Source organism: Streptomyces sp. NBC_00400 (genome assembly GCF_036048035.1).
GTDB lineage: Bacteria > Actinomycetota > Actinomycetes > Streptomycetales > Streptomycetaceae > Streptomyces.
The window spans coordinates 4,845,716-4,867,103 of record NZ_CP107940.1 but is presented as its reverse complement, the minus strand read 5'-3'; the positions used below and the strand labels follow the sequence as shown (position 1 = coordinate 4,867,103).

The 21,388-nt window shown below is 72.0% G+C and carries 19 protein-coding genes; 10 read left to right on the top strand and 9 right to left on the bottom strand.

Translation table 11 applies throughout. From position 1 onward, the window contains the following. Positions 1 to 135: 135 nt before the first annotated feature. The 4 genes from OHS81_RS21325 (at position 136) to OHS81_RS21310 (ending at position 4,992) form a co-directional block, all read left to right on the top strand. Positions 136 to 1,167, top strand: coding sequence for a methyltransferase (locus tag OHS81_RS21325; protein ID WP_328386271.1), 1,032 nt, complete (start codon positions 136 to 138; stop codon positions 1,165 to 1,167). A gap of 270 nt (positions 1,168 to 1,437) precedes the next feature. After that, entirely contained in the window at positions 1,438 to 2,595 is a 1,158-nt protein-coding gene (locus OHS81_RS21320; protein ID WP_443058739.1) for a low temperature requirement protein A, read from the top strand. A 440-nt stretch (positions 2,596 to 3,035) separates the two neighbouring features. After that, positions 3,036 to 3,887 carry a L,D-transpeptidase family protein gene (locus OHS81_RS21315; RefSeq protein ID WP_328386270.1) on the top strand — a complete coding sequence of 284 codons (852 nt, stop codon included), beginning with the start codon at positions 3,036 to 3,038 and terminating at the stop codon, positions 3,885 to 3,887. Beyond that, positions 3,880 to 4,992 carry a P1 family peptidase gene (locus OHS81_RS21310; RefSeq protein WP_328386269.1) on the top strand — a complete coding sequence of 371 codons (1,113 nt, stop codon included), beginning with the start codon at positions 3,880 to 3,882 and terminating at the stop codon, positions 4,990 to 4,992. The genes OHS81_RS21315 and OHS81_RS21310 overlap by 8 nt, the downstream gene beginning before the upstream one ends. Before the next feature lie 82 nt (positions 4,993 to 5,074). Here the strand turns inward: OHS81_RS21310 and OHS81_RS21305 are convergent, their stop codons facing one another. Continuing rightward, positions 5,075 to 5,791, bottom strand: a complete 717-nt coding sequence (locus OHS81_RS21305; RefSeq protein ID WP_328386268.1) for a VIT1/CCC1 transporter family protein — start codon at positions 5,789 to 5,791, stop codon at positions 5,075 to 5,077. Between the two features lie 83 nt (positions 5,792 to 5,874). Here OHS81_RS21305 and OHS81_RS21300 point away from each other — a divergent pair, with 83 nt between their 5' ends. Beyond that, positions 5,875 to 6,498: a hypothetical protein gene (locus tag OHS81_RS21300; protein WP_328386267.1), complete on the top strand. Its 624-nt coding sequence runs from the start codon at positions 5,875 to 5,877 to the stop codon at positions 6,496 to 6,498. Between the two features lie 123 nt (positions 6,499 to 6,621). On the opposite strand, the gene OHS81_RS21295 is transcribed toward OHS81_RS21300, so the two are convergent. After that, on the bottom strand, positions 6,622 to 6,954 hold the full coding sequence (locus tag OHS81_RS21295; protein ID WP_328386266.1) for a hypothetical protein: 333 nt from the start codon (positions 6,952 to 6,954) through the stop codon (positions 6,622 to 6,624). Positions 6,955 to 7,404: 450 nt separating this feature from the next. Here OHS81_RS21295 and OHS81_RS21290 point away from each other — a divergent pair, with 450 nt between their 5' ends. Next, entirely contained in the window at positions 7,405 to 8,562 is a 1,158-nt protein-coding gene (locus OHS81_RS21290; protein ID WP_328391316.1) for a CaiB/BaiF CoA transferase family protein, read from the top strand. Positions 8,563 to 8,643: 81 nt separating this feature from the next. Then, the gene (locus OHS81_RS21285; protein ID WP_328386265.1) at positions 8,644 to 9,975 is read left to right on the top strand and encodes a L,D-transpeptidase; all 1,332 of its coding nucleotides are present in this window, start codon (positions 8,644 to 8,646) and stop codon (positions 9,973 to 9,975) included. Positions 9,976 to 10,064: 89 nt separating this feature from the next. On the opposite strand, the gene OHS81_RS21280 is transcribed toward OHS81_RS21285, so the two are convergent. Continuing rightward, entirely contained in the window at positions 10,065 to 11,756 is a 1,692-nt protein-coding gene (locus OHS81_RS21280) for an MDR family MFS transporter (RefSeq protein WP_443058738.1), read from the bottom strand. A 108-nt stretch (positions 11,757 to 11,864) separates the two neighbouring features. On the opposite strand from OHS81_RS21280, the gene OHS81_RS21275 reads away from it, so the two are divergent. Continuing rightward, on the top strand, positions 11,865 to 12,644 hold the full coding sequence (locus tag OHS81_RS21275) for a TetR/AcrR family transcriptional regulator C-terminal domain-containing protein (RefSeq protein WP_328386264.1): 780 nt from the start codon (positions 11,865 to 11,867) through the stop codon (positions 12,642 to 12,644). A gap of 11 nt (positions 12,645 to 12,655) precedes the next feature. On the opposite strand, the gene OHS81_RS21270 is transcribed toward OHS81_RS21275, so the two are convergent. From OHS81_RS21270 to OHS81_RS21250, 5 genes are all read right to left on the bottom strand, one after another. Next, positions 12,656 to 13,285, bottom strand: a complete 630-nt coding sequence (locus OHS81_RS21270; protein WP_328386263.1) for a hypothetical protein — start codon at positions 13,283 to 13,285, stop codon at positions 12,656 to 12,658. A 292-nt stretch (positions 13,286 to 13,577) separates the two neighbouring features. Further along, positions 13,578 to 15,710: a PTS fructose transporter subunit IIABC gene (locus OHS81_RS21265; RefSeq protein WP_328386262.1), complete on the bottom strand. Its 2,133-nt coding sequence runs from the start codon at positions 15,708 to 15,710 to the stop codon at positions 13,578 to 13,580. Between the two features lie 303 nt (positions 15,711 to 16,013). Beyond that, positions 16,014 to 16,961 (bottom strand): 1-phosphofructokinase, encoded by a 948-nt coding sequence (pfkB, locus tag OHS81_RS21260; RefSeq protein WP_328386261.1) that lies wholly within the window; start codon positions 16,959 to 16,961, stop codon positions 16,014 to 16,016. Next, on the bottom strand, positions 16,958 to 17,740 hold the full coding sequence (locus OHS81_RS21255) for a DeoR/GlpR family DNA-binding transcription regulator (RefSeq protein ID WP_328391312.1): 783 nt from the start codon (positions 17,738 to 17,740) through the stop codon (positions 16,958 to 16,960). Before OHS81_RS21255 ends, pfkB begins: the two co-directional genes overlap by 4 nt. A 262-nt stretch (positions 17,741 to 18,002) precedes the next feature. Further along, the gene (locus OHS81_RS21250; RefSeq protein ID WP_328386260.1) at positions 18,003 to 19,004 is read right to left on the bottom strand and encodes a sigma-70 family RNA polymerase sigma factor; all 1,002 of its coding nucleotides are present in this window, start codon (positions 19,002 to 19,004) and stop codon (positions 18,003 to 18,005) included. A 185-nt stretch (positions 19,005 to 19,189) separates the two neighbouring features. On the opposite strand from OHS81_RS21250, the gene OHS81_RS21245 reads away from it, so the two are divergent. Continuing rightward, entirely contained in the window at positions 19,190 to 19,816 is a 627-nt protein-coding gene (locus OHS81_RS21245; protein ID WP_328386259.1) for a GNAT family N-acetyltransferase, read from the top strand. A 144-nt stretch (positions 19,817 to 19,960) separates the two neighbouring features. After that, on the top strand, positions 19,961 to 20,545 hold the full coding sequence (locus OHS81_RS21240) for a hypothetical protein (RefSeq protein ID WP_328386258.1): 585 nt from the start codon (positions 19,961 to 19,963) through the stop codon (positions 20,543 to 20,545). Between the two features lie 44 nt (positions 20,546 to 20,589). On the opposite strand, the gene OHS81_RS21235 is transcribed toward OHS81_RS21240, so the two are convergent. Beyond that, positions 20,590 to 21,069, bottom strand: coding sequence for a pyridoxamine 5'-phosphate oxidase family protein (locus tag OHS81_RS21235; protein WP_328391310.1), 480 nt, complete (start codon positions 21,067 to 21,069; stop codon positions 20,590 to 20,592). Between the last annotated feature and the right edge of the window lie 319 nt (positions 21,070 to 21,388).

Genomic DNA, 21,388 nt, shown 5'->3' with positions numbered 1-21,388 from the left:
ACGCCGCCCTGCCCTGGCCGGACTTCGCGGGTGCCGCCGCGCCCGATCGTGACACCGGAGCCCGTGACTGCAACCGTGGATCACCCTGCCTGTGGCCGGGACCAGCACGCCCAAGCCGACGACTGGAGGCCGACGTTGGCCAGCTCCCCCACCCCACCGACCGGCGAGCCCCGCGACCTCGCGGCGCATCTGATGGAACAGGCCATGGGCCATGTCTTCTCCGCCGCCCTGCGCACCGCGGCGCACCACCGCCTCGCCGACCACCTCGCCGCGGGCCCGCGCACCCCCGAGCAGCTGGCCGCCGCCACCGGCACCCACGCCCCGCATCTGCACCGCGTCCTGCGCTACCTCGCCACCCGCGGTTTCTTCCGGGAGGACGCCGCGGGCGCCTACCACCTGACTCCGGCCGCCGTCCCCCTGCGCACCGACGTCCCCGACTCGATGCACCCGGCCGTCATGATGGCGACCGACGAGCTGTTCCTGCGGACCTCGGCCGCCCTCCCGGAGGCCGTAGGGCACGAGGGCGCGTCCTTCGAACGGCTCTTCGGGGCACCCCTCTTCGAACATCTGACGACGGATCCGGCCACCCGGCGGGTCTTCGACGACGGAATGTCCTCCGTGTCCGCCCCGGTCGACGCGGCGGTGGCCGACGTGTACCCGTTCCCCGCCGTGGGCACGGTCGTGGACGTCGGCGGTGGCCGCGGCGGGCTGCTGCGCGCCGCGCTGCGCCGCCACCCGCAACTGACCGGTGTGCTCTTCGACCAGGCACCGCCGCTGGCCCACCACCTCCTGGAGGGCGACGAGTTGAAGGGCCGCTGGCGCACCCAGGAGGGCGATTTCTTCGCGTCCGTGCCCGAGGACGGCGATGTCTACGTCCTCAAGCACGTCCTGCACGACTGGGCGGACGACGCCTGCCTGCGCATCCTGCGCTCCTGCCGCCGGGCGATGGCGGCGGGCCGCCGGCTGCTGGTCATCGATGCCGTACTGCCGCCGGGCAACGCCCCGCACTTCGGCAAGACCCTGGACGTCGCGATCATGGCGGTGGTCGACGGGCGGGAGCGGACCGCGGAGGAGTTCGCCACCCTGCTGTCGGCCGGCGGCTTCCGGCTGACGCGGGTACTGCCCACGCCGGCCTTCCCTTCGATCGTGGAGGCGGTCGCCGAGTAGCCATGGGCACACGCGGCACGGTGCGGCACGACACGCCGCGCCGCGCCGCGCCCCACTCCTCGGAGACGGACCGACACGCCGCACCCGCACCCGCCACGGACGGCACGACACGCCGCCCCCGCTCCCTCACGGACAGCGCGACACGCCGCCCCCCGCTCCCTCACGGACAGCGCGACACGCCGCCCCGCTCCCCTCATGGGCGGCATCGCCCGCCCGCGCTGTACTGATGCCGGGCGTGCCGGGCCGCACCGGCCGAGGAGAGGAGCTGACGTGCCGGTCCTCATGCGGGCGCGCCGCCGCGACGAGCAGCACCGCGCCGCCACCCCGCTGGAGCTCTTCTTCGACCTGTGTTTCGTCGTGGCGATCGCCCAGGCCGGGCAGCAGCTGGCCCATGCGCTCGCCGAGGGGCACCCGGGACACGGCATCTCCGGTTACCTGATGCTCTTCTTCGCCATCTGGTGGGCCTGGATGAACTTCAGCTGGTTCGCCTCGGCATACGACACCGACGACCCGCTCTACCGCGTGGTGACCCTCGTCCAGATGGCGGGGGTGCTGGTCCTGGCCGCCGGCGTGCCGCGGGCCTTCGTCCACGGCGACTTCACGGTCATCTGGTGCGGGTATCTGGTGATGCGGCTGGCCATGGTCACCCAGTGGCTGCGGGCCGCGCACGCCTGCCGGGGCGCCGAGCGGCGCACCGCACTGCGCTACGCCCTGGGGGTGACGGTGTGCCAGGTCGGCTGGCTCGGCCTGCTCGCGCTGCCCAGGGAGGACGTCCCCCGGGTGTTCGCCGTCGTGGCACTGCTGGAGCTGGCCGTCCCCGCGCTGGCCGAGCGGGAGCGGCAGACGACCTGGCATCCCCGTCACATCGCCGAGCGCTACGGCCTGTTCACCCTCATCGTGCTGGGCGAGACGGTCGCGGCGGCCACCGTCGCCGTGCAGTCGGCGCTGGACGCGCATGACGAGCTCAGCGTCCTGCTGCCGATCGCGGGCGGCGGACTGCTGCTGGTCTTCGCCGCGTACTGGATCTACTTCGCGGTCCCCATCCACCGTCACCTGCACTCGAACCGGCAGTCGTTCCTGTGGGGCTACGGCCACTACCTGGTGTTCGGTTCGGCGGCCGCGGTGGGCGCGGGCATCGAGATCGCGGTGGAGGAGGCGTTCGGCAGGGCGCATCTGTCGGCGTTCGCGGCGGCCGCGTGTGTCACGGTGCCGGCCGCCCTGTTCATGATGACGGTGTGGCTGATCCACTCCCGCCACCACAAGCGCGGCGCGGCGCAGCAGCTGGTGCTTCCGCTGTCCTCGCTCCTCGTCCTGGTGTGCACCTTCGCCGGGCACCGGGCGGTGCTAGCGGCCGGTCTGGTGGCCTCCGGCACGGTGGCGGCCGGCGTGTTGCTCACATCCCGTCAGGGCGCAGCACCGGTGGAGTAGAAGCGCCCGCCACGTCACCCGTCTCGGCGAGCGCCCCGGCACGGATCTCCGGCGTGCGGGCCCGCACGGGCCTCCCGAGCCCCCGCAGCCCCCTCTTCCGCTCCCCCATAAGCGTGCCGAACGGCCGTGCAAACCTCCGCAACCGCCCTGATCCCGCATCAGATTCGGCCATCTTCGCCCCCTTCACCGGAGAGGCCCCTCACCAGCGGAGCCCTCGGCGCCGCCCCCGGCCCCATACCCCGTCAATTACCCACCAATGGATCCCACTTCCCGCCACTTGGAGCCCTGGTTCCCCACCGTTCACCGGGGTCAGCGGAGGCGCGTCGACTCTGAAGCGGTAGGGTGCAGATTGCCCTTTTTATGACAGGGGCGCCCCTGGGAAAGAGCCGCAGAAAAGCCCCGGGGACCGACCGCCGTCCGTACCTGAGGAGACGCCAGCCATGGCCCGCCACGCTCAGTCCCGCGCGCGGACGAGACTGTCCCGGCGCAGCAAGGCCGTGGGCGGTCTCGCCCTCTCCACGCTGGTCGGCACCGCCCTGTGGGCGTGGCCCGCGTCGGGCGACGACCACAACAGCGCGACCGACGCCAAGAGCACCACGTCCTCGACGGCTTCCGGCCCGGACACGCCACGCGTCCCCGTGTCCGCCGCGAAATCCGCCCCGAACGCCGCACCGAATCCTCCCGCGGGCCGGCCCGTCCCGGGCCTCAGTGACGCCGCCCGGAAGCGCATACCGGCCGACTCCCGGCAGGTCCTGGTCGTCACGGGCAAGGGCATGGACTCCTTCGAGTCCCGTGTCGTCCTCTACACCCGCGAGGAGGGCTCCGACGACTGGGAGCCGGGCCCCACCTGGTCCGCGCACAACGCTGCGCACGGCTGGACGGACGACCACCACTACGGCGATCTGCGCTCCCCCATCGGTGTCTTCTCCCTCACCGACGCGGGCGGTCTGCTGGACGCCCCCGGGGACACCAAACTCCCCTACGACCACAACACCAGCTTTGTCGCCGACGGCACCGGAGTGGAGGGCGAGCCGCTGGCCGGCGCCTTCGACTACGTCATCGCCATCAACTACAACCGGGAGCCCGGCACCTCCCCCCTGGACCAGCAGCGTCCGTGGGGTGATGCCAAGGGCGGCGGCGTCTGGCTGCATGTGGACCACGACGGCCCCACCCAGGGCTGTGTGAGCCTCAAGCCCAAGGTGATGCAGGAACTGCTGCGCACCCTCGACCCCGGCCTGCACCCGGTCATCGTGATGGGACCGGCCGGCTACCGCCCGCCCGCCGATGACTGAGCACCCGCCGCACCCCGCGGGGCCGCAGGACGCACTGACCGATGTCCTCGGCCTCCGGGTCGGCCACGCCCAGCGGACCGGGGACGGGTACCTCACCGGCACCACCGTCGTCCTGGCCCCCGAGGGCGGCGCCGTCGCGGCCGTCGACGTACGCGGCGGCGGCCCCGGCACCCGGGAGACCGACGCGCTCGACCCGCGCAACCTCGTCCAGCGCGTCGAGGCGGTCGTGCTGACCGGCGGCAGTGCCTTCGGTCTTGACGCGGCGTCCGGTGTCGCCGGCTGGCTGGAGGAGCAGGGGCGCGGTTTCCGCGTCGGCCCCGACCCCGCGCAGGTCGTACCGGTCGTGCCGGCCGCGGCCCTCTTCGACCTGGGACGCGGCGGCGACTGGCGGGCCCGCCCGGACGCCGCACTGGGCCGGGCGGCGGCCGCGGCCGCGGCGGACACCGGGCCCGGCGCCCCGGTCGCCCAGGGCAATACGGGCGCCGGCACGGGCGCGGTGGCCGGCGGCCTCAAGGGCGGCATCGGCACCGCGAGCATGGTCCTCCCCTCGGGCGCCACCGTCGCCGCGCTGGCCGCCGTCAATGCCGCGGGCTCCTTCGCCGACCCGCGCACCGGCGCCCTCTACGGCCGGCTGGGCGAAGGCGCGGCGGCCCTGCCCTCCCCCGACGTGCACGCCGCCGCCGCGCGCCGGCTGGCCGAGGCCGGGGAGATATCCCGGGCCCGCTCGGCCGCGTCCGTCCGCCCGCCGCTGAACACCACCCTCGCCGTGGTCGCCACGGACGCCGCCCTCACCCGCGCCCAGGCCCTCAAGCTCGCCGGCACCGCCCACGACGGGCTGGCCCGCGCCATCCGCCCCGTCCATCTGCTGTCCGACGGCGACACGGTCTTCGCGCTGTCCACCGCGGCGCGCCCGCTCGCCCCCGAAGAGGCCGACGCCGAGGCGGCATTCGACGTACACGCCGAGGCCGGGGCCCTCAACCAGATCCTGTCCGCGGGTGCGGACGTCCTGACCCGCGCCGTGGTCCGGGCCGCCCAGGAGGCGGAAACGGTGGACGGCCCCGGCGGCCTCTTCCTGTCATACCGAGACCTCTACGGGACGGTCTGATTCCCCTACGGGGACGGTCTGACCTCTACGGGGCCTCTACGGGGCGGCACCGAGCCCACCCCACCGGTCGCATTCCCACCGGTCACACCCCCACCGCCCCCAGCACCGACCCCGCGGCATACGTCACCCCCATCGCCACGGCGCCACCGCCCACATTCCGCAAGACCGCCCGCCCCACCGGCGCGGCCCCCAGCCGGGCGCTGCTCCAGCCGCACAGCGCCAGCGCCGCCAGCACCGCGACCACCGTGATCCACAACCGGTGAGCGGCCGGCGGCAGCACGATCGCGAGCAACGGCAGCAGTGCCCCCGCGGTGAACGCGAGGAAACTCGCCCCCGCCGCATGCCAGGGATTGGTGAGCTCGTCGGGATCGATCCCCAGCTCCACCTCCGCATGGGCACGCAGCGCGTCATGCTCGGTGAGCTGCTCGGCGACCTCCCGGGCCAGTTGCCCGTCCAGTCCCTTCCCTTCCAGCATCTCCGTCAGTTCGATGAGTTCGGCCTGCGGCTCGGTCGCCAGTTCCCGCTTCTCCTGGGCGAGCGCGGCCTTCTCCGAATCCCGCTGGGTGGAGACCGATACGTATTCGCCGGCCGCCATCGACATGGACCCGGCCAGCAGCCCGGCCAGCCCCGCGGTCAGCAGCGCGCCACGGGAATCGGTGGCTCCGGCCACTCCGACGACGAGTCCGGCGGTGGAGACGATGCCGTCATTGGCGCCGAGTACCGCCGCCCGCAGCCAGTTGAGCCGGCTGCCGAGCCCGCCGCCGTGCGCCTCGTCGTGCTCCGGTGTCTGCGCAGTCATCGGCAGAGCATGGCATCCGTACCGGCTGTGCCTCCCCCGACGCCACCGCACCGCCCCGAACGGGCCGGTGGTAGAAACGGCTTATGTCCGCACCACCCCCCTCCCCGCCTCCCCAGCCGCCACCGCCCACGCTCGTCCAGCCGGCCCCCCGGGGGCCGGCACCGCGCCGCCGACTGTGGTGGCACCAGCTGATATTCGGGCTCTGGTACCGCCCGGTGGAGGTGCTGGACGAGGCACGGGACCGCAGTGCCTGGAGCGCCGCGGTGCTGCTGTCGTTGATCAGCGGCGGCATCGGGGTGCTGTCGGTGGACGCGTTCCACACCCAGTGGGCCGTCGACCACGCCGCGGCGCTGAAGCTCCTCGGGCTGGGCGAGGCGGGCGTACTGGCCGCCAGCCTCGTGCTGGGCTCGGTCGCCCACGCCATCGCCCGGACGCTCGGCGGCATAGGCCGCTTCGCGCCCACGGCAAGCCTGTTCATCGTGCTCTTCTGGGTGACGGATCTGCCGCGGATGGCGATAGCGGCCTGGCTGCCGACCGATGCCACCTTCGTCCAGGCCGCGACCTGGACGACCTGGGGGTTCGGCTACGTCCTTGCCGTACTGCTGATACGCGGCCAGCACCATCTGTCGACGTGGAAGTCGGCGGCGGCGGTATCGGTGCAGATGCTGGCCGCGCTGGCCCTGCTGCGGCTGGGGCCGGTGCACTGAGACCGGAGCGCTGAGAGCGGAGCGCTGAGAGCGGTGCACTGAGGCCGTGCACCGCGATGCGTACCGAGACCGGGGCCGAGACCGAGACCGGGGCCGGGCCCGGGGCCGGGGCCGGTTACCCGGTCAACTCCGGCTGGTCAGCTGCCGTACGAGGCCCTCGAACGCCGCACGCTCGGCGGCGCTCAGCTCCACGCACTCCGACGGCGGCCCGGCCGGCCCGGTCTGCCGCGGCACGGAACCGAGCAGGCCCGGCTGCGCGGGCAGTCCCTCCGGGGAGGGCGGGGCGAAGCGCCCGCGCGGCGCGTACCGTGCCCGCATTTCCCGCTGATCACGCCACATGGCCGACTCGTACCGCCCCCGGCGCAGCAGTCTGGCCAGCCCGACGACCCAGACGATGGCCACAGCCAGCAACACGCCGAGGCCGATCTGCTGCAGAATCGAAGCGGAGGGGAGCATGCGGTCCTCCCGGACGGATGAGGCGCTGGGGCAGAGCCAGTAGACACCACACGCCAGGCCGTCCGACAGGGGATCTAGGGACTTAAGTCCCGAAGTGACGCATCTCCTATGACATTTCGCTACATTCCCGTCACAGCGCGGCACATCGCCCGCACAAGAAGCCCCCAAGAGGCCGTCACGGCAGGGTGCACACCGCCCGGTTGGCCACCTCGGAGGCTTCCCTTCGGCGACGGCCGTCGCGGAGGATGGCGGCACTTCGTCCGCGACGTGAGGAGTACGCACGTGCCGCAGCCGCACCGGCCGCAGCCCCCGCCGTCCACCGACGCCGACACGAACACCAAGAACGTCTTGAACGCCACGAACGCCACGAACGCCACGAACGCCACCGGCACGGAAGCCGGATACGCGGAATCCGGGGAAGCGAAAGCCGGCGAGCCGCCCGCCCGCGCCCTGGAGGGCATCCTCGTCGCGGACTTCAGCCGGGTGCTGGCCGGCCCGCTGGCCGCCGCGACGCTCGCCGACCTCGGCGCCGAGGTGATCAAGGTGGAGCGGCCGGGCACCGGCGACGACACCCGCTCCTGGGGCCCGCCGTTCGCGGCGGAAGGGACGGCCGCGTACTTCGACGCCGCGAACCGCTCCAAGCGCGGCCTGGCCCTGGACCTCGGCGACCCGGACGACGCGGCCGCGGCCCGTGAGCTGGCACGCCGGGCCGATGTGCTGATCGAGAACTTCCGCCCCGGCTCGCTCGCCGCATACGGCCTGGACCACGCCGCCACCCGCGCCGCCCACCCCGGCCTGGTGCACTGCACCATCACCGGCTTCGGGTCCGGCGCCGGTGCCGCGCTGCCCGGCTACGACTTCGTGGTGCAGGCCGTCGGAGGGCTGATGAGCATCACCGGCGAGCCCGGCGGGCCGCCCCTGAAGGCAGGCGTCGCCCTGGTGGACGTCCTGACCGCAAAGGACGCCGTCACCGGCATCCTCGCCGCGCTCCGCCACCGCGACCGCACCGGCCAGGGGCAGCTGGTGGAAGTGAATCTGCTCTCTTCCCTGCTGGGCTCGTTGGTGAACCAGGCCTCCGGTTACCTGGCCACCGGCCACGACCCGGGCTCGATGGGCAACCGCCATCCGAGCATCGCCCCGTACGAAACGCTGGCCTGCCGGGACGGGCAGCCGCTCGCGGTGGCCGTGGGAAACGACCGTCAATTCCGGTCGCTGGCGCAGGTACTGGGTGCACCGGAGCTCGCCGAGGACGTCCGGTTCGCCCGCAATCAGGACCGGGTGCAAAACCGGCCAGAACTCATCAAAGTACTGGAAAACCTCCTGGCCGCCGACACCCCGCAGGCCTGGACCGAGCGGCTGACCCCGGCCGCGGTGCCCTGCGGTCCGGTCAACAGTCTCTCGGAGGCCCTGGAGTTGGCGGACCGTCTGGGCCTCGATCCGGTAGCCTCCGTCGGCGAGGGCCGCATCCCCCAAGTCACCAGCCCACTCCGCCTTTCGGCCACGCCGGTGACCCAACCCTCCGCTCCACCCCGCCTGGACGAACACGGCGCGCCACTGCGAACCTGGCTATCGGGACCGGCCGACCAACCCCTCCCTTTGCATATGTGACCTTCGTCACAACCGGGCCCCACCCGCAACCAAATCCGCCCGTAGGTGCTGTTTACCAGCACGGAATCACAACACCCTTGTATGGAGCAGCTCGTGACATCGCCGGACAACCCCGCACCCGCTCGGTCCCGCACCCCGCACCAGCTGCTCCAGCCAGCCGAGCAGCAGGCGTCCGGAGCGCCGCGTCCGCACCGCCGGATGCGCCGCACCCTGGCCGTTACCGCCCTGTTCGCGGCGGGTGCGCTGGCCCTGTCCGCCTGCGGCGGGGACGCCTCGGCCGGCGGCAATGACGACGGCAAGAACGGCCAGGCCGGTGCGGATGCCGCGGCCAAGAAGGACGCCTCGGACGCCAAGATCAAGGTCTCGTCCAAGGACGGTGCGACCAACGCCAGCATCAACGACACCGGTGTGAAGGTCACCGGTGGCAAGTTGACCGATGTGAAGCTCACCGCCGCCGACTCCGGCACGGCCGTGGCCGGCGCCATATCGTCCGACGGCTCGTCCTGGAAGCCCGGCGCCCAGCTGGAGCGCGGCACCAAGTACAAGATCGTGGCGAACGCGAAGGACGGCAAGGGCCGGCCCGCCACCGAGAACGCCACCTTCACCACGGTCTCCTCGGCCAACAGCTTCATCGGCAGCTACACCCCCGACGACGGCAAGACCGTCGGCGTCGGCATGCCGGTCTCCTTCAACTTCGACAAGGCGATCACCAACAAGAAGGACGTCCAGTCCCACATCACGGTGAGCTCCAGCAGCGGGCAGCAGGTCGTCGGCCACTGGTTCGGCGCCCAGCGCCTGGACTTCCGGCCCGAGGACTACTGGAAGGCCGGCTCCAAGATCACCATGAAGATCAACCTGGACGGGGTCAAGGGCGGCCAGGGCATCACCGGCGTCCAGTCCAAGACGGTCTCCTTCACCATCGGGCGCTCGCAGGTCTCCACCGTCGACATGAACACCCAGACCATGACGGTCAAGCGGGACGGCAAGACCTACAGGTCCATCCCGATCTCCGGCGGCAGCGCCGACCACCCCACCTACAACGGCCAGATGGTGATCTCGGAGAAGTTCGAGCAGACCCGGATGGACGGCTCGACGGTCGGCTTCGGCGGTGAGTACGACATCAAGGACGTCCCGCACGCCATGCGTCTGTCGTCGTCCGGCACCTTCCTTCACGGCAACTACTGGGGTAGCCCGTCGATCTTCGGCAACTCCGGCACCAGCCACGGCTGCGTCGGCCTGCGGGACAACAAGGGCGGCGGTGGCGACACCCCGGCCAAGTGGTTCTTCAACGAGTCGCTGGTCGGCGACGTCGTCATCGTGAAGAACTCGCACGACCAGACGGTCAAGCCCGACAACGGCCTCAACGGCTGGAACCTGTCCTGGTCCGACTGGAAGGCGGGCAGCGAGGCCTGACGGACGGCGCCCGCAGAGCAGCTGCACAGAGGCGGTGGCCGGTCCCGGGTGGGGCCGGCCACCGCCTCGTTCGCAGGGGGCGGGCAGCCTCAGGGGCGCTGTTTCACGGGACTGCGCGGATGCGCCGGACCGTGCGGATCCGGGCTGTCCGGATCCACCGTGCTCCGCAGTGGAGTCTCCCGTACGAACCAGGCGGCCGCGAAGCCGAGCACGGCCGGCACCGCAGCACCGAGCAGCACGCCGTGCAGCCCGCTGGTGACCGCCGCCCGGTAGGCGTCCCGCACCGGTGCGGCGAGCCCGTCCAGCACCTGCGGAGTCAACTGCCCGGCCCTTGCCGTCAGCCGGCCCGCGGGGCCCTCCCCCAGCCGGCCGGCGAGCGCGCTGTGCAGCCGGCCGGTGAAGACGGCGCCCAGCAGGGCGACACCGAGCGAGCCGCCGACCGTACGCAGCAGCGTCACGGTGCCACTGGCGGCGCCCATGTCACGGGGCTCCGCGCTGTTCATGGTGATCAGCATGGTGCTCTGCATGACGAACCCGATGCCCATCCCGGCGACGACCGTGAGCCCGGAGGCCAGGGCCGTCGCGGTCTTCATACCGAGCAGCAGCAGGACCAGTACGCCCACGGTCAGCACCCCGCCCCCCAGGATCGGATAGATCCGATAGCGGCCGTTACGGCTGATCAACGCCCCGGTGCCGAGCTGCACGCCCAGCATTCCGAACATCAGCGGCAGCAACAGCAGACCGCCGGCCGTCGGCGACAGGCCCTGCACGAACTGCAGGTACTGCGGCAGATAGCTGGTCACCCCGAGCATCACCGCGCCGATGAGAAAGCTCAGAATCTGCGCCAGGGTGAAGTTGCGGCTGCGGAACAGCCGGGGCGGGATGACCGGCTCCACGGCCCGCCGCTCGACCCGTACGAACCAGGCCGACGCCACGACGCTCACGGCCGCCAGCCCGAGGATCTGCGGTGACCCCCACCCGTACCGGACGCCACCCCAACTGGCCAGCAGGGTCAGCGCAAGGATCGCGCCGGACAGCAGCACCACACCCGGGTAGTCGATCCGCGCCGTGCTCCGCTCCGTGCGGCCCAGCCGGATCCAGCCCCCGACGATCACCAGCGACACCACCCCGATCGGCACATTGACGTAGAACGCCCACCGCCAGCTCAGATGGTCCGTGAGAAAACCGCCCAGCAGCGGCCCGCCGATGAACGCGACCGGCATCATGGCACCGATCATCGACTGCATCCGGCCGCTCTGCCGCGGCGGCACCAGCACTCCGATGACCGACAGCGCCCCGACCATCAACCCGCCCGCGCCCAGCCCCTGCAGGGCCCGGAAGGCGATGAGCTGTCCCATGTCCTGTGCCAGCCCGGACAGCATCGACCCGGCCAGAAAGAGCCCGATCGCGGCCATGAACGTGCCCTTGCGGCCGTAGAGATCGCCCGCCTTCCCCCAGACCGGTGTCGCCACGGCGGTGGTGAGCAGATAGGCCGTCACCACCCACGACAGCTGGTCCAGCCCGCCGAGCTCCCCCACGATCGTGGGCAGTGCCGTGCCCACGATCAGACCGTCCACCATCGCCAGGAACATCCCGAGCAGCAGCCCGAACACCCCTAAGTACAAGGACCTCGGCGGGCGTCCCCCGCTGGGCGTCTCCTCGGCCGCGGCTCCGGACCCGCCCGTTCCCGCGGCCCCGCCCGCCCCTGCCGGCCGGTCCGCCCCTGCCGACCGGCCGGACGCTTCCGTCGTGCCGTTGACCGCCATTGCTGCACCCCTCACGTGTACGGCGTATCGATCAGATACAACGTACACATCGGTGTGTACAGCGTCTACTACTGATACGTTGTACGCGACGCTTCGGCAGGATCCGGGAAGGAAGTGAGCGCCATGACCGGCAAGAAGTCCGGCGCAGCCGAGGACGGGCAGTCGTTGCCGTCCGGGCCGCCCACGGACCCGGCGGCGGTCTCCCTGTGGGAGCGTCTGGACCGCCCGGCGCCCGCACCGCGGGCCACCCTGACCCCGCAGAAGATCGCCGCGGCCGCCGTGCGCATCGCCGACACCGACGGCATCGACGCCGTCACCATGCGGCGTCTGGCCACCGAGCTGAGCGTCGCCCCCATGGCGGCCTACCGCTATGTCTCCGGCAAGGCCGACGTCCTGGACCTGATGACGGACGCGGTCTACGCGGACCTCACGCTGCCTGACGACGTCGAGAACTGGCGCGACGTCATGCAAGCCAACGCGCTGCGATCCCGGGAGATCGTGCTGCGCCACCCCTGGCTCATCCAGATCTCCTCACCGCAGTCGTTGCGCGCGCTCACCCCCCACCGGATGGCCGCGGCCGAGCGCGCGCTCGCCTCCCTGGACGGGCTCGGACTCGGCGTCGACGCGATGATGGCCGTGCTCGGGACCGTCAACTCCTATGTCCACGGGGCGGTTTCGGCGGAGTGCGCCCAGTATTCCCTGATGCGGGAGCAGGGCTGGGACAGCAACGACGACCTGCGCCTCGCCCTCGCCCCGCAGATGCGCTACCTGATCGGCACCGGGCGCTACCCCACCTACCACCGCTATCTCCTCGAGGCCACGCACAAGGACGACCCGCAGTGGCGCTTCGAAACCGGCCTGGACAGCGTCCTCGACGGCATCGCGGCCCGGCTGGGGATCTGAGCGGCGGGGACTTACGGGTGGTAGAGCTCGGCGATCTTCGTGGCGGCGCCGTCCGTCACGGTCACCCGGACGTCGACGTTGCCCATCCTGGCCGCCTTGCGCGCGTCGTCGAGGGTGCAGTGGGTGCTGCCGTAGCCGGAGGCGTCCGTGTGGACGCGGCCGTCGGGGGCCTCGCAGAGCACTGCCGCGCCGAGCACCTTGGTGCCGTCGAGGAGGTGGAACGCCTGCTCCGCACCGCTGTCCGGGGCCACCGTGAGCTTGTCCTCGGTGAGCCACTTCAGCTTGCCGGCCCAGGTGCCGCTGACGCCCTTACGGCCGGCGGAGGCACCGCCCTGTCCACCGGAGCCGCCCGTCGCGGAACCCTGGCCTCCGGTGGTGCTCGTGTGCGACGCGCCCTTCCCCGCGGCGGAACCACCGGAGGAGGAACCGCCGGAGCCCGAACCACCGGAGCCCGAACCACCCGACGCGTCATCCCCCGCAGTCGAGCCGCCGTTCGCGGCCTGGCTGCTCGCGGCGGAGGGCTCGGCCGACGCCTTGTCGTCCCCGTTCTGGCAGGCGGTCAGCGAGAGCGCCGCGGCGGCGACGAGGGAAGCGGCGGCGAGACGACGACCGCGGCGCGGGGTGGCGGTGGCAAGCGACATGAAGATTTCCCCCGAGTGGTGAGTGGTGCCTGATAACGGGTGCCGGGTGCCTGGTGTCGGGTGCCTGCTGCCCTTCGGCGTGACACCCAGGACTCTCGTCGTGGCTGCTAAAGGTCTGCTAACGCACGAGTAACTTCGCTCCACGCCCCGTCAGAACCCGCCCCGGGGCCGAGTGGAGGGGGCGGGCGCGCCGAGGCCTCCACCGGGTGTCCGGCGGAGGCCTCGGGAGGTTCGGGCGGGTACAGGGGAGTCGGGGCTTTGGAGGGGGCGGGGTTCCAGGCGGAGTCGGCGCTCAGGCGGCGGCGGTCACCCCGGCCTCGGCCGCACCGTCGGCCGGCGAGTCCGCCGCGCGGGTCCGCGGGGGCTTGCGGAGGCCCTTGAGGAGGATCACCAGGGCCGCGCTGACGCCCGTACCCGCGGCAATGGCGAGCAGATAGACGAACGGCTGGCCGATCAGGGGGACGACGAAGATGCCGCCGTGCGGGGCGCGGAGAGTGCAGCCGAAGGCCATCGACAGGCCACCGGTCACCGCGCCGCCGGCCATCGCGGCGGGGATGACGCGCAGCGGATCGGCAGCGGCGAAGGGGATCGCGCCCTCGGTGATGAAGGAGGCGCCGAGCACCCAGGCCGCCTTGCCGTTCTCCCGCTCGGCCTTGGTGAAGAGCCGCCCGCGGACGGTCGTGGCCAGCGCCATCGCCAGCGGCGGCACCATACCGGCCGCCATCACCGCGGCCATGACCTTCAGGCTCCCCTCGTTGGGGTTGGCGAGGCCGCCGACCGCGAAGGCGTAAGCGACCTTGTTCAGCGGCCCGCCCAGGTCGAAGCACATCATCAGGCCGAGGATCACGCCCAGGATGATCGCGTTGGCACCGGTGAGGCCGGACAGCCAGTCGGTCAGCCCCTTCTGCAGCGCGGCGACCGGCTTGCCGATCACGAGGAACATCAGGAAGCCGACGACCGCCGAGGAGATCAGCGGGATGACCACGACCGGCATGATGCCGCGCAGCACCGGCGGGATGCCGACCCGCTGAATCGCCATCACCACCGCACCCGCGATCAGACCGGCGATCAGCCCTCCGAGGAAGCCCGCGCTGATGGTGAGCGCGATGGCGCCGCCGACGAAGCCGGGCACCAGGCCGGGCCGGTCCGCCATGCCGTACGCGATGAAACCGGCCAGGACCGGGACGAGGAAGCCGAAGGCGACGCTTCCGACCTGGAAGAACAGGGCCGCCCAGCTCGTGGACTCGGTCCACAGGAAGTGGTGGGCGACGGACGGCGCCTTGTTGATCGTGTAGCCGCCGATGGCGAAGGCGAGCGCGATGAGCAGACCGCCCGCGGCGACGAACGGGACCATATAACTGACGCCGGTCATCAGCCATGTGCGCAGGCGGGTGGCGAAGCCGTCGCCTGTGGCGGCGTCCTTGTCCATGGGCGCGGCGGCCCGCGCGGGGGCGGACACCTCACCGCGTTCGGCCTTCTGCCGTACCTCGGCGATGAGTTCGGCGGGGCGGTTGATGCCTGCCTTCACCCCGACGTCGACGGTCGGCTTCCCGGCGAACCGCTCCTTCTCCCGCACCTCGACGTCATGCGCGAAGATCACACCGTCCGCGTCGGCCACGAGCTGCGGATCGAGCCGCTTGAACCCCGCCGAGCCCTGGGTCTCGACAGACACCTCGACGCCGGCGGCCTGCCCGGCCTTCTCCAGCGATTCGGCGGCCATGTAGGTGTGCGCGATGCCGGTGGGGCAGGAGGTGATGGCGACGATACGGAAGGGGGCGGCCGGCGGGGCGGGCCTCTTGGGGGCGGCGTCGGGGGTGGTCTCGGGGGTGCTCTCAGGGGCAGCTTCGGGGGCGGCCTCAGGAGCAGCCTCAGCCTCGGAGGAAGTCTCAGGGCCGGTCCCCGGGACAGCCTCAGGGGCGGCCCCAGGGGCAGTCCCGGGGCGCGCGCCCTCTTCCGGCCCCGGGGCCGACGGCTCCTCCGCCGGCGCCTCCCCGCGGATCAGTGCCGCCGTACGCTCCGCTTCGGTGGCGGACCGCAGCGCGCCGGTGAAGGTCTCATCCATCAGATGCCGGGCGAGGGTCGAGAGGATCGACAGGTGGTCCGCGTCGCCGCCCGCCGGGGCCGCGATCAGGAAGATCAGGTCGGCCGGTCCGTCCGGCGCGCCGAAGTCGATACCGGAGGCGCTGCGTCCGAAGGCCACCGTCGGCTCCGTGACATGCGCGCTGCGGCAGTGCGGAATCCCGATCCCGCCGTCCAGACCGGTCGGCATCTGGGCCTCCCGTGCGGCCACGTCCGCGAGGAAGCCCTCCAGGTCGGTGACGCGACCGTGGGCGGCCATCCGCTCGGCCAGGGACCGTGCGGCGGCGTCCTTCGTTTCTGCGGACAGGTCGAGGTCGACCAGTTCCGCGGTGATCAGCTCACTCATCGCGGGCTCCCTTGCACGCGGTACCGCCGTGCGGGCGGTGGGGACGGAACGGGGGGTGGCTCGGACGCCTCCCGGCAGGGGCCGGAGGGCGGGAACGAGGGGCCGCGGAGGACCAGGGGGCCGCACGGGGCCGGGAGGTGACAGGGGATCCGGAGGCCGCGGGAGACCAGGAGGCCACAGGGGGCCAGGAGGTCTCGGGGACAGCGAGCGGGGCGACGGCGGCCGCGGGGACGGCAGCCACGGGGACAGCCACGAGGACGGAGGCCGCGGGGACAGCAGGCATGGGGACGAGGGCCGCGCCCGTCATGACACCGGCTCCGTCAGCACCCGCTGGAGCGGCACCGCATCGGTGATCGTGACCGCCGAGGTCTCCAGATCGGCCGGCGTCGGCATCAGGCTGCCGGGCAGCTGGACGGCGGCCGCGCCATGGGCCAGGGCGGCGGCCAGTGCCCTCGGTCCCGTACCGCCCGCGGTGAGGAAGCCCGCCAGTGAGGCATCGCCCGCGCCGACATTGCTGCGGACGGCGGCGACCGGGGCGCTGCCGAAGCAGGCGCCCTCGTCGTCGACCAGAAGCTGGCCGTCCGCCCCCAGGGAGGCCAGTACGGCGCGGGCTCCCCCTGCGCGCAGTTCCTCGGCGGCCTTGACCGCATCGCCGAGGGTCGCGAGCGGCCGGCCGACGGCCTGCGACAGCTCCTCGGCGTTCGGCTTGACGATGTCCGGCCGCTCGCGCAGCGCCGCGGTCAGCGACGGGCCCGAGGTGTCCAGGGCGATCCGGGCGCCGGCGCGGTGGGCGCGGGCCACCAGCTCCGCGTACCACTCGGGCGCCAGACCGCGCGGCAGGCTGCCGCAGCAGGCGATCCAGTCGGCCCCCGCCGAACGCTCGCCGACCGCGCTGAGCAGCGCCTCCGACTCCTGCGCTGTCAGCTCGGGCCCGGTCGCGTTGATCTTCGTCAGGGTGCCGTCGGGTTCGGCGACCGAGATGTTGGAGCGGGTCTGACCGGCCACCTCCACCCCCGCCACCTCGATGCCCTCGGCGCCCAGCAGAGCGGCCAGCGCCGCCCCGGCCGGACCGCCCAGGGGCAGCACGGCCAGGGTGCGGTGTCCGGCGGCGGCGACCGCCCGCGAGACATTGACGCCCTTGCCACCGGGGTCGATCCGGTCGGCGGTGGCCCGGAGCACGGCCCCGCGGTCCAGCGCCGGGATCTCGTACGTACGGTCCAGGCTGGGGTTGGGGGTGACGGTGAGGATCATGCGCGTACTACTTCCGTGCCCGCGCGTTCGATGGCGAGGGCGTCGTCGGGGCTCAGGCCGGTATCGGTGATGAGCAGGTCCACGTCCGACAGCTCACCGAAGCGGGCGAAGTGCTGCTGCCCGAACTTGGCGGAGTCGGCGAGGAGGACGACGCGGCGGGCGGCGGCGATCAGTGTCCGCTTGACGGCGGCCTCCGCGAGGTCGGGGGTGGTCAGGCCGCCGTCGAGCGAGAAGCCGTTGGTCGCGAGGAACAGCACATCGGCGTTGATCTCGCGGTAGGCGCGCAGCGCCCAGTCGTCGACCGCGGCCCGCGTACGGCGCCGGATCCGGCCGCCCACGAGGTGGAGGGTGAGCCCGGGGTGGTCGGCCAGCCGCGCGGCGACCGGCAGGCCGTGGGTGACGACGGTCAGCTCGGCCTCCAGCGGGATCTCGGTGGCGAGCCGGGCGGCGGTCGTACCGGCGTCCAGAATGACGCTCCCGGAACCGCCCGGGCCGCCTTCGCCACCGGGGAGCTCGGCGAGCGCGGCCCGCGCGATGCGCTGCTTCTCGTCGGCGGCGACGGCGTCCCGCTCGGCGAGGTCGGGCTCGAAGTCCAGCCGGCCGGCCGGGATGGCCCCGCCGTGCACCCTGCGCACCAGACCTGCCCGGTCCAGGGCCTTCAGATCACGCCGCACGGTCTCGGCGGTGACCTGGAACTCCTCCGCGAGGGAGAGCACATCGACCCGGCCGCTCTCACGGGCGAGCCGCAGAATCTCCTGCTGGCGCTCCGGTGCATACATCAGCGTGTCTGTCCGTTCCATGCCCGAACCTGTGGTTTCGGCGCGATGTTACGACGCCGCATCCGCAAAGTAAATACAAATGGACTTCATGCAGACTCAAACAGACATCGGGACCCGGCCGAGCAGACCTCCCCCTGCCCGCGGGTCTCCCACCCTGCGGCGGACACAACAGAGCCCCGACGCCCACGAAGGGCACCGGGGCTCGTCCCCTACAGGCACAGGCCTTGCCATGGATGTCGGTACGCGCGAGAGCGCGCACCCGTTATGCAGCGGCGTCGAATCCCGTGTCACGCGCCATCCGCTTCAGCTCCAGCAGGGCATGCTTCTCGATCTGCCGGATCCGCTCACGGGTCAGACCGTGCTGCTTGCCGACCTCGGTCAGCGTGCGCTCACGGCCGTCCTCTATGCCGTACCGCGCCTTGATGATCGAGGCGGTGCGGTGGTCGAGGCGGTCGATCAGATCCTCCAGCTCCTCGCTGCGCAGCAGCGTGAGCACGGACTGCTCGGGCGAGGCCGCGGAGGTGTCCTCCAGCAGATCGCCGAACTGGGTGTCGCCGTCGTCGTCCACCGACATGTTGAGGCTGACCGGGTCACGCGCCCAGTCGAGTACGTCGGTGACGCGGGCGGGCGTGGAGCCCAGCTCACCGGCGACCTCCGCCGGCTCCGGATCACGGCCGTTCTCGCGGTTGAACTCGCGCTGCACCCGGCGGATCCGGCCCAGCTCCTCGACGAGGTGCACGGGCAGCCGGATCGTGCGCGACTGGTCGGCGATGGAGCGGGTGATGGCCTGGCGGATCCACCACGTCGCATACGTCGAGAACTTGAAGCCCTTGGCGTAGTCGAACTTCTCCACGGCACGCACCAGACCGGCGTTGCCCTCCTGGATCAGGTCCAGCAGGGGCAGTCCGGCACGGGGGTAGCGACGGGCGACCGCGACCACCAGGCGGAGGTTGGAACGGATGAAGATGTCCTTGGCCTTCGCGCTCTCCTCCACCAGCGCCTCGAGCTCCTCGCGGCTGGCGGCTGCGGCATTGCCGTCGGTGACCTCGCCGTCCAGGATCTGCTGGGCGTAAACGCCCGCCTCGATGGTCTGGGACAGCTCCACCTCCTTGGCGGCGTCGAGCAGTGGCGTACGCGCTATTTCGTCGAGGTACATGCCGACCAGGTCGCGGTCGGCGATCTCCCCGCCTACGGCGCGAACGCTGCGGGCCCCGTCAGAACCGCTGCTGCTTTCCTGACGACGGGCGACGGCACGGGTTGCCATGCGTGTGCTCCCTTTGCGATGAGTCGGTCGCGGGACGGTGGGCGGGCCGGAAGGGGCATCGAAACCGATGCTCACGTAGCGACCCGTCCGAAGGAAACAACGGCTGGAATCCGGACAGAATTCCCACGCCGCCCCGCTATTTTTCTGATCATGCAGTACCCTGCGCGCCCAACTACGGAGGTCACATGCCGCGTGAGCAGGGAGAAGTGCAGGTCAGGGCGGGCACGGAAGCCGACCTTCCGGCCCTTACGGATCTTTACAACCACTACATCCGTGAGACGTGCATCACCTTTGACCTGGAGCCTTTCACTCCCGGCCGGCGCCGCCCGTGGCTGCTCTCCCACCCCCAAGACGGCCCCCATCGCCTTCTGGTTGCCCAGGAAGCGATAGATCAGACGAAAAACCCGCATAACGGACCGGCGAGCGAGGCGGGGGCCGGGGTTGCGGCACCCCTGACCTTCCACCCCGAAGGCCCCGAAAGCCCCGAAAGCCCCGAAGGCGCGCTGCTCGGCTATGCGACCAGCAGCGCATTCCGCCCGAAGGCGGCCTACACCCCCTCCGTCGAGGTCACCGTCTACTGCGCCCCGCACGCCGCCGGCCGCGGCATCGGCACGCTGCTCTACACCTCCCTGTTCGAGGCGCTGGCCGGCGAGGACGTCCACCGCGCCTACGCCGGGATCACCCAGCCGAACGAGGCGTCCACGCGCCTGCACACCCGTTTCGGCTTCCGGCACATCGGCACGTACACGGAGGTGGGCCGCAAATTCGGCCGCTACTGGGACGTGGCCTGGTACCAGAAGGACCTGGGCTGAGCGTGGACTGAGCCGGGGCTGAGCCTGCTCCGCCCCGGCTCCGCAACCCGGCGTTCCGGTTGACGCGGACCGCCCCCGGGTGTCGCCTGGTGAGGAGGGTCAGCGGGACAGCGAGGCAGCAGGGCGCAGCGAGAGGAGCCCGTCATGGACCAGCACGCTCACCGGCACGACGCAAGGGCCGCCCGCTCACACGGCACCGTCGACGTGGAACACGGCGCGACGGCGGACACCCGGTCCCGTGACCCGCAACGGGCGCCGCGGCCGGCCGGCAAGGCAGGCATGGCGGAGCGGGCCAAGCACCTCCCGGCGACCGTCTCGCTACCGGTCATCACAGCCCTCGCCTTCGGCCTCTTCACCATCTTCCGCACCCACACCGACGGCACCAAGGGCGGCCCGGCCATGCTGTACGGGCTGGCCGCGTTCGTGGTCTCCGGGGCGCTCGGGCTGGTGGTGGCCCACTTCGAGTCGTCCATGATCACCGAGACCCGGGCGCTCGCCTACGGCGCGCTCTTCGGCTGCTCGATGGGCTGGGTCTACAGCCTCGGCGGGGAATCGATCCTCAAGTCGTCCGCCTTCGGTTTCACCATGGGCGCCGTGATGTTCGTCGTCTCCCTCTACGTCTTCCGCACCCACCGCGTCCGCGAGCCGCACGGCATACACCGGCCCCACAAGGCCCACCAGCCCCACAAGGGCGACAGGGACCACAGCCTCCCCGTGGCCACTCATTGAGGCTGCCTGCCGGCGGCGGGCCAACCCGGCCGTCACGGCACTCGTCACGCCATCCGTAGCGTCGCATCGCCGGACGTCCGCCGGATGGTGCGCAGCGGCCGCCCCGGTACCCAGCTCTCCAGCACCACATACGGGTCCTCGACGGAGGTGTGCAGCACCTCCGTCAGCTCCGCCCGGAAGAGATGAAACGGCTCCGGCGGCTTCACCACCGCCGCATAGCGCGCGACCACCTCGGGGTTCGTCACTTCCACCGCCCGCCCGGAAACCCGTACGTCGCCTCCGGACAGGTCGGTGCCCGGCCCCGGATTGGCCTGCAGTGAGAAACGGGGGTCGCGCCGCAGGTCAAGCGCCTTGCGCGAGCCCACCATCATGCCCAGCCACAGCTCCCCGTAGCGGAAATCCGCCTCCAGGCCGGCCAGCCGCGGCCCGCCGTCCTTGCGGAGGGTCGCCAGAACGTGGTGCCGGTACGCCCCGAACCGCTTCCGCACCCGCCCGGCGAACTCCGGCACCACCGCCTCGACCACCGACCAGCCGACCGCACCGCCACCGACTCCCCCACACCCCTCGACGCTCTTGCCGCCGCCGGCCCTCTCGCCGCCGCCGACGTGCTCACCACCTCCGACGCTTCCGCCGCCCTCGACGCTTCCGCCGCCCTCAATGCCCCCGGCCCACGCGCTCTCACTCGTCATGGCAGCACCTTCCCTCCCATACCCGACACCCTCTGTCCGGTATGGATACGGACACGGATACGGACCTGGGGTGAACGCTGAACACCCGGCCCCACCGGCACCGGCCCTCACCCACCCCACCTGCGGCCTTACGACCACCGGTGTAGGCCGGAAG